The following is a 6,834-nucleotide window of genomic DNA, read 5'->3' as shown; positions in this document are numbered from 1 at the left end:
CGATATGGCCGGCACCGGCCACGGGCGCGGCCGGCGGCTCCACGCGGTCGCGGTCGAGGACCGCGGCCTGCACCAGGATATCGAGGAGGTTCAAGGCCTCGTTATGGGTCACTTCCTTCTGGGCCTGCGACTGGACGATATAGGGCAGGGCGAGACGCGGCGTCGGCATGGGCGCTTCCTCGGGCAGGGATCGATGGATCGGCAAGGGTCAGACGGTGGCCGTGGCGCCGAGGCCCCGGCCGTAACGCGCCGAGACCTGAAAGACGCGCAGCACGACGACCGAGGGCAGCCAGCCGAAATCCCCGATCGCCTCCGCCGCGGTGTAGACGGCTTCGGGGGCGGTCACGGCGATGGTGCGGACGACCGCCGGCCCCGCGCCATCCAGAATGTCGACTTCATAGACTTCCCGTTCCTCGGCCAGGGGGACGTCGCTGCCATCGGCCCAGTGGCCGGCCCGGCGGCTGCGCCGCACCCAGGTCAGGGACAGGTTTCCCGCGCCATCCCGGCGGCCCCCGACATGACAGGGGGCGAGCGGGCGAAGGCCGATGCCGCGCGCGGTGAAATCGGCGGCATCCCACGACGGATCGGTATAGGGAAAGCCAGCCGGACCGAAGCGATAATGCCAGACCGCATCCCGAGCGCTGGCCGGCAGGTCGAGCGGGCGCAGGGCCCGGTTCAAGAGGACGACGGGCGCTCCGGCCGGCACCGGCGCCCGCATCGCCTGTTCCGTGCCAAGACGACCGCGCAGCAGGCCGGTGAGGTCGTAGCGGCGGCTGCCCCGGGGCGTCGCCACCGCGAACTGCAGGATTTCCCACTCCCCGTCGCCATTGCGGATGGCAAGGGCATTGGCATTGCCGGCCAGCAGACTGTCGCGCGGCTGGCTCGACAGCGCGCCCGAGAACAGGGTGACGCCGAGGACATTGCCCTCGTCCCAGAAATCGGCCGGGCCGTCGTAAAGATCATAATTGGTCACGCCCATGGTGGCGGAGGCCGGCAATTGCGTGTTGAGCGCGAAACTCTCGCCCGTGGCCGAGGCCATGACCGAGATCACCGTGGCCGGCGTCGTCGAGGCGGCGACATAGGGCAGATGTTCCGCCACCGTCTCGTCGATCAGCGGCAGGTCGAGAAAATGCAGCGCCAGCCCGACCGGATCAGGCAGCCGATCCACCCGCTCGGGCCGGCCGCCGGCAAGCGCGAGGCGATGGGCCGACGGCTCGACCGCGACGGCCTCGATCTGCCGCGCGGTATCGTCCGTGATGCGGCCGAAGCGGAGGACATGCCGAGACCGGGGCAGTTCCAGCGCGATCGTGTCGCCCGGCTCGAGCGCGAGGGCCGAGGGCGGCAGGGCGAAACGCGCGGCATCCCGGCCGACCCAGGCTTCCGCCAGCAGCCGGTCGGCGCAGCCCCGCGCCTGTGTCCCGTCCATGACGAGCGGCAAGGCCAGGGCCTGGCGCCCGGCCGCGCCGCCGGCCAGGCGGCGGGATGTCACCGTGGTCTGGCGATAGTCGCGGGTGACATCGACAAAACCGACCGCGACCTCGGCCGGCAGGTCGGTTTCCTGCGCCCGGGTCACGGTGAAATCCCCCGCCTCGTCGGCGACGAGATCATCCGCCCGCAGGGTCAGCACCGGATCCCCGCCCCGATGACGAAAGCACAGCCGGCCGCCGGTCTCGGCGACATCGATGCCATAGGCATTGATCAGGGCTTCCAGCTCGGCCCGGGGCGCCAGCGGCCGATCGCGCAGGTAACCGGGCACGACCCCGCGCAGGGCGCTGACGTCGACATCCGCCGGCCCGAGCCCGACCCGGCCGCAGATGGCGAGGACGAGGCCGGCCAGATCGGCGAGACCGACCTTGCCGTTCAGCCAGTGACCGAGCGGCCAGAGCGCGCCATCACCCCAGAAATCGCCCCGCGCCGGCCAGGCCGGAAAGGGCCGCGCGTCCCAGGTCCAGACCGCGATCGCCTGAACCATGCGCCCGCCATGGAGCGGCGAGAGCGGATTGGTCGGCGCGTCCGGCCCGTAATGGCGCAGCCAGGCTTCGAGCCCGGCGCGCTGGACGAGATCGTCGCGGGTCCCGGCGGAAGAATAGGGCGTGGCGGATTCGGCGGACTTGGGATCGTAGAAGACATTGGGCTGGTTGGTGCCCCGGTCGATGCTGGGAATGCCCAGTTCGGTGAACCAGATCGGTTTCGCCATCGGCACATAGGCGGTCGGGACCGAGACTTCCACCCCGCCGATGCGGTCGTGGTGGAGGTTCGACCACCAGGCCCGCAGGTCCTTGGGCCGGAACACCCAGGGCTTGCCATGGGCGCCGTCGGTGATCGGCGTGCGAACTTGCGCGGCGCGATCGGCGTCGCTGGCGTAATACCAGTCGAAACGCTCGCCCCCCTCGATATTCGCGGCGAGATAGGCGGCGTCGTAAGGCCCGTCCCAGCCGGCCAGCCGGTCGAGGTGATCGTTGCCGTCCCGCCAGTCGGACAGGGGCAGGTAATTGTCGATGCCGATGGCGTCGATCGCCGCATCGGCCCAAAGAGGATCGAGGTGGAAACGCAGATCGCCGCTGCCGTCCGCCGGCTGATGACCGAAATATTCCGACCAGTCGGCGGCATAGGTCAGGGCGACGCCGGCCCCGAGGATCGCCCGGCAATCGCCGGCAAGCTCGCGCAACACACCGACGAAGGGGTAGTTGCCGCCACCATCCCGCAGCGTGGTCAGGCCCCGCAGTTCCGAGCCGATGATGAAACCGGTGACGGCGCCGGGATCTATCGCATTCACCGCCGCCGCCAGCCGGGCATAGTGCAGCACCATGCGCCGGAAGGACCATTCCGCCGGACCGCTGTAACCGACCGAAACCGTGTTGGCGGCCGAAACGGAGACCGACAGCTGATCGCGGCCGACGTTGCCGGCGAAATTTTCGATCTCGGCGATCACGGCGTCGCTCCCGTCGGGACTGCCGGCCAGCCCCGGCGCGACATGGGCGGTGATCCGCCCGCGCCAGGGATAGGCGGGCTGGCCGATGGAAGCGCCATGGTCCGACCAGGGATCGGGCAACGCGTTATCCGCCGGCACATCCATGATGATGAAGGGATAGAGCACGACGGCGAAGCCCCGCGCCTTCAGCTCGCGGATCGCCCGCACCACGGATTCGTCCGAAGGCGTGCCGCCATAGGCGAGGCGCCCGTCATGGGCGCTGGTGGTCACCACGGCGGCGCCCCCGCGCGTCACCGTATGGACCTGCCAGGCGACCGCGCCGCGCCCGGCGAAAGTCGCCTTGGCCGCCTTGTCGACCTTGGGCCGGATCAGGCAATGGCCGGCCCGCAGGTCGTCGCCGAACCAGCCGACGACGAGGAAGACCTTGCGAACCCCGGGCAGGCTGGCGGCGAGATCGTCGAGGGCGGGATGGATATCGGCCCTCGCATCCCCGGCGCTGCGGTTCTGCGGCCCCTGCGCGCCCGCCGCGCTCTCGGCGCCACCCGTGGTGATCACCCGGGTGTCATAGGCGAATTCGCCGCTGCCCGGAATCAGGGTCACGGCCTCCACCAGGGTTTCCAGCGGCGCAGGGCCGGGCGGCGGCACCCGGCGGCAGACCTCGAACACCAGTTGCGGCAGGCGATTGCCGAAGGGGGCGAGCGGCAGATCCTCGAACACGACATAGGCCGTGCCGCGATAGGCCGGGACGAGCCCGGTGCCCTCGATCCCCTCGATCAGCGGATCGGGCTCCTGGTCGGCGTCGCCCGGATGGACCCGCCAGGTCACGGCGCTCATGTCCATCGGCTTGCCATCGGCCCAGACGCGCCAGATGCGGTCGATCGGCCCTTCGCACAGGCCGACGGCGAAATTGCCGTGATAGCTGTAGGTCGTCACCTCGCTGCGCGTCGCGCCGCCGCCGCCGCCCTTGCCGCCGCCGCCCGAGCTTTCGGTGCTGGCCTGCTCGCGGAAGCGGGTCGCCCAGATCACCTGGTCGGACAGGCGCAGGCGCCCGGCCATTTCCGGCAGGGGCGCGCCCTCGGTCGAGGTCTGCACATTGGTGTCGGACAGGCGCGGCCCCTCGCGCGTGATCGTCGTGCCGAACAATTGCCGGTCGATATAGGCCCCGGCGAGCGATGCCGCGACGGCCGCCGTCGCCGACAGCCACACGGACGCGCCCGCGGTCAGCGCGCTGGCGGCGGTGGTCAGGACGAGGGTGGCCATGATTCAGATCTCCGCGGGGAACCGGAAGGCGAAACGCAGACGGTTGCGCCACCAGGGCACGATCGACACTTCGGCGACCGGATGGGCGTTGATGGCATGGATCATCCGGCGTTCCGCCACTTGCACCGCGCAATGCCGCGCCGGCGCGTGGGGCTGATAGGCGAAGAGGAGGACATCGCCCGGCCCCGCCTCGGCGATGGCGATCGGCCGCAGATGACGGCCCGCCGCCTCTGCCAGGGTCTCGCGGCCGCTGGCCTCGGCCCAGTCGGGACTATAGGCGGGCGGGATCTCCGGCTCCCGCCCGTGAAGCTCGCGCCAGATGCCCCGGACGAGACCGAGGCAGTCGCAGCCGATGCCCTTCAGGCTGGCCTGATGGCCATAGGGCGTGCCGATCCAGCCGCGCGCGGCCATGATCACCCGCTCAGAACAGGCTGCCGCCGTCATTGCCGTCTCCCTGGCTGGGGTAGGACAGGATGAAGTCATTGCCCGGGATATGCGGAAAGCCGCCGAAATTGACGGCATTGCCGAAGCGCCCGGCGCAGGTGGCGAAGGCGCGGTCGCAGCCGAGGGTGATGCGCGCGGTATCGCCCGGCGCCGCAGCCCGTGCCGGCGGCAGCAGCAGGGTCAGTATATCGCCCGCCTGATGCAGGATCTCCGCCGTCAGGCCAACATTGCCGCCGCCCGTCCACAGCAGCCGGCCATCGGCGAAGGCGCCATTGGCGAAATCGTCGATGCCGGCGACGCGAAAGCTCACCCGGCTGGCGATGGCGCTCACCGTCACCTCGGCGAAGCGACCGGGCGCGCCGAGATCGATGCCGCAGCGCGCATCGCCCAGGGTCCAGGCGCAGTGTCGATCGAACGCGCGGCCGCGACTCTGGTCGAGGCGATGGGCGAGGCCTCGCAATTCCGCCGAGAAGCCGCCCCGCCCGCGCCGCACCTCGCCGACATGGCCCCGGCGCAGCAGCACGCGCTGGGTCACATCCGCCCAGTTGACCAGATAGATCCGGCATTCGGCATCGTCGAAACGCCCTTCCGCCAGATCGGCCTCGCCGATCGCATCGGCGCGCAGCGCGCCCTCGACGTCGAGATTGGAGACGGCGAGCCCCGGCTGGCTTTCGATCGCGCCGGGCGAGAAGCCACTGTCGGCGCGATGGGTCACGCCGTCGAAGATCAGGTCGCGGTCGTGATCGGTGAAACCGAGGGTGACGCCGTCGCGCCGGATCAGGCGCCAGCAGCGGGCGAGCGTGGTCACCCCGCCGGCGATATGGTCGGCGAGCCCCGGCGGCAGATCCTTCACGGCAGCACCTCGATCAAGGGAATGGACGGCGCCTGCCCCGCCCTGAAATCGGCGAGGGAGAGGGACAGATGGTCGATGTCGAAGCGGACCGGCGTATCGAATTCGAAGCCGGCGGTGATGGCGGCGCCGCCGGCCGGCGGCACGGCGAAGCTCACCAGCCCCGTGTCGTGATCGACGGTGGCGGCCACGGCATCGCCATTCATCGCGACGATCACGCTGCCGACGACCGGTTTGGTGATCGGACGGACATGGGCCTGCCCGCCCGAGACATAACGTTTGACCAGGGGAAACTGCCGGCGTTCCCCATCGCCCAGGCCGACCAATTGATCCGTCATCGCGGGCGTCGCCAGCGGCGGACAGGATTTCCAGTCCAGCCAGTCGCGGAAGCGGAAGGCGTGCAGCTTGCCGCCCCGCGCCTCGAAGAATTCGATGACGGCGTGGAGATCGTCGTCCGAACGAAGACCGAGACCCGCCTCGTAGCGCCGGCGCGACCCGGCCCAGAGGGCGTTGCGCTCCTCCCGGCCGCTGGCCAGCGTCACCACGTCGACGCGCCGCATCGGCCCGCCGGCGGTGCCATAGGCGACGGAGAGGGGAAAACGCACGTCGTGAAAGCTCATGGCATCCTCAGGCATAGCGGCGGGCGGCGGCGAGGGCGCGGGCGACGGCGGCGCCGACCTGGCCCTGGCTGCGGCGAAAACCGGCGACATCCGGCGTCGAGATATTGACCGTCACCCTCGGGGTCACGGCGTCGGCCGGCGCGCCCTGGGGCTCGATGCTGCCCGCGCCCTCGGGCAGGAACAGCTCTGGTCCCTGTTCGCCGACGACATAGGCCCGGCCAGCCGCGACCGGCCCGCCGCTGGCGCGGAAGCCGCCGAACAGGCTACCCAGCATCGCCAGGAAATCACCGCCGCCAGCGGCGCTGCTGCCGGTGCCGCCCGAAAGGCCGGCCAGCGCGGCATCCAGCGACTGGTCGACGACGAGATCGGACAGGCGCAGCGCCATGCGGGAAATCACCTCGTCCCATTCGACCTCCGCCCCCGAGAGCGCGTCGACCAAGGATTTCCTGATGGTGCGCGCGGCGCCATCGACCCCGGTGGCCAGGAGGTCGAAGATGCCGCCGCCCTCGCCATCGCCCGCCAGCGCGGCGGCGAGATCGCCGGCCGCCTGACCGGCCATGCGTTCCGCCTCGGCGAAGGCGTCGCGTAAAGGTGTGAGTTCGGCCGCCAGTTCGACGGCCAGACGCTCGATCACGGGCATGGCGATGTCCTCAAGGGGTCAGGCGGGATTTCAGCTCGTCGAATTCGGCCCGGCGCATCGGAGACGGGCGCGCGGCACGGGCGAGCAG

Annotated in this window: 6 protein-coding genes; all 6 read right to left on the bottom strand. The window is 70.6% G+C overall.

Features of this window, described 5'->3' with window-relative positions; genetic code table 11:
* Window positions 1–169: DUF2793 domain-containing protein (locus WAZ62_RS22385; RefSeq protein ID WP_422645735.1), on the bottom strand; the 169-nt coding region annotated here is incomplete at its 3' end.
* 39 nt (window positions 170–208) lie between these two features.
* Window positions 209–4,192, bottom strand: coding sequence for a baseplate multidomain protein megatron (locus WAZ62_RS22380; protein WP_422645734.1), 3,984 nt, complete (start codon window positions 4,190–4,192; stop codon window positions 209–211).
* Window positions 4,193–4,195: 3 nt separating this feature from the next.
* Window positions 4,196–4,636 carry an NlpC/P60 family protein gene (locus WAZ62_RS22375; protein WP_422645733.1) on the bottom strand — a complete coding sequence of 147 codons (441 nt, stop codon included), beginning with the start codon at window positions 4,634–4,636 and terminating at the stop codon, window positions 4,196–4,198.
* Window positions 4,614–5,489, bottom strand: a complete 876-nt coding sequence (locus WAZ62_RS22370; protein WP_422645732.1) for a DUF2163 domain-containing protein — start codon at window positions 5,487–5,489, stop codon at window positions 4,614–4,616. Before WAZ62_RS22370 ends, WAZ62_RS22375 begins: the two co-directional genes overlap by 23 nt.
* Window positions 5,486–6,106 carry a phage distal tail protein, Rcc01695 family gene (locus WAZ62_RS22365; RefSeq protein WP_422645731.1) on the bottom strand — a complete coding sequence of 207 codons (621 nt, stop codon included), beginning with the start codon at window positions 6,104–6,106 and terminating at the stop codon, window positions 5,486–5,488. The genes WAZ62_RS22370 and WAZ62_RS22365 overlap by 4 nt, the downstream gene beginning before the upstream one ends.
* A gap of 7 nt (window positions 6,107–6,113) precedes the next feature.
* Complete coding sequence (locus WAZ62_RS22360) at window positions 6,114–6,746, bottom strand: hypothetical protein (RefSeq protein ID WP_422645730.1); 633 nt, start codon at window positions 6,744–6,746, stop codon at window positions 6,114–6,116.
* Window positions 6,747–6,834 lie beyond the last annotated feature (88 nt).

Origin of the sequence: Zavarzinia sp., from assembly GCF_049306435.1 — a bacterium.
In the GTDB taxonomy this organism is placed as follows: domain Bacteria; phylum Pseudomonadota; class Alphaproteobacteria; order Zavarziniales; family Zavarziniaceae; genus Zavarzinia.
Note: the sequence above shows the minus strand (reverse complement) of the source record. Positions and strands in the feature narration are given on the sequence as shown.

Excerpts from the sequence above, each read along its gene's own strand:
- WAZ62_RS22365 (WP_422645731.1), bottom strand. The coding sequence starts at position 6,106 with ATGAGCTTTCACGACGTGCGTTTTCCCCTCTCCGTCGCCTATGGCACC.
- WAZ62_RS22375 (WP_422645733.1), bottom strand. The coding sequence starts at position 4,636 with ATGACGGCGGCAGCCTGTTCTGAGCGGGTGATCATGGCCGCGCGCGGC.
- WAZ62_RS22380 (WP_422645734.1), bottom strand. The coding sequence starts at position 4,192 with ATGGCCACCCTCGTCCTGACCACCGCCGCCAGCGCGCTGACCGCGGGC.
- WAZ62_RS22360 (WP_422645730.1), bottom strand. The coding sequence starts at position 6,746 with ATGCCCGTGATCGAGCGTCTGGCCGTCGAACTGGCGGCCGAACTCACA.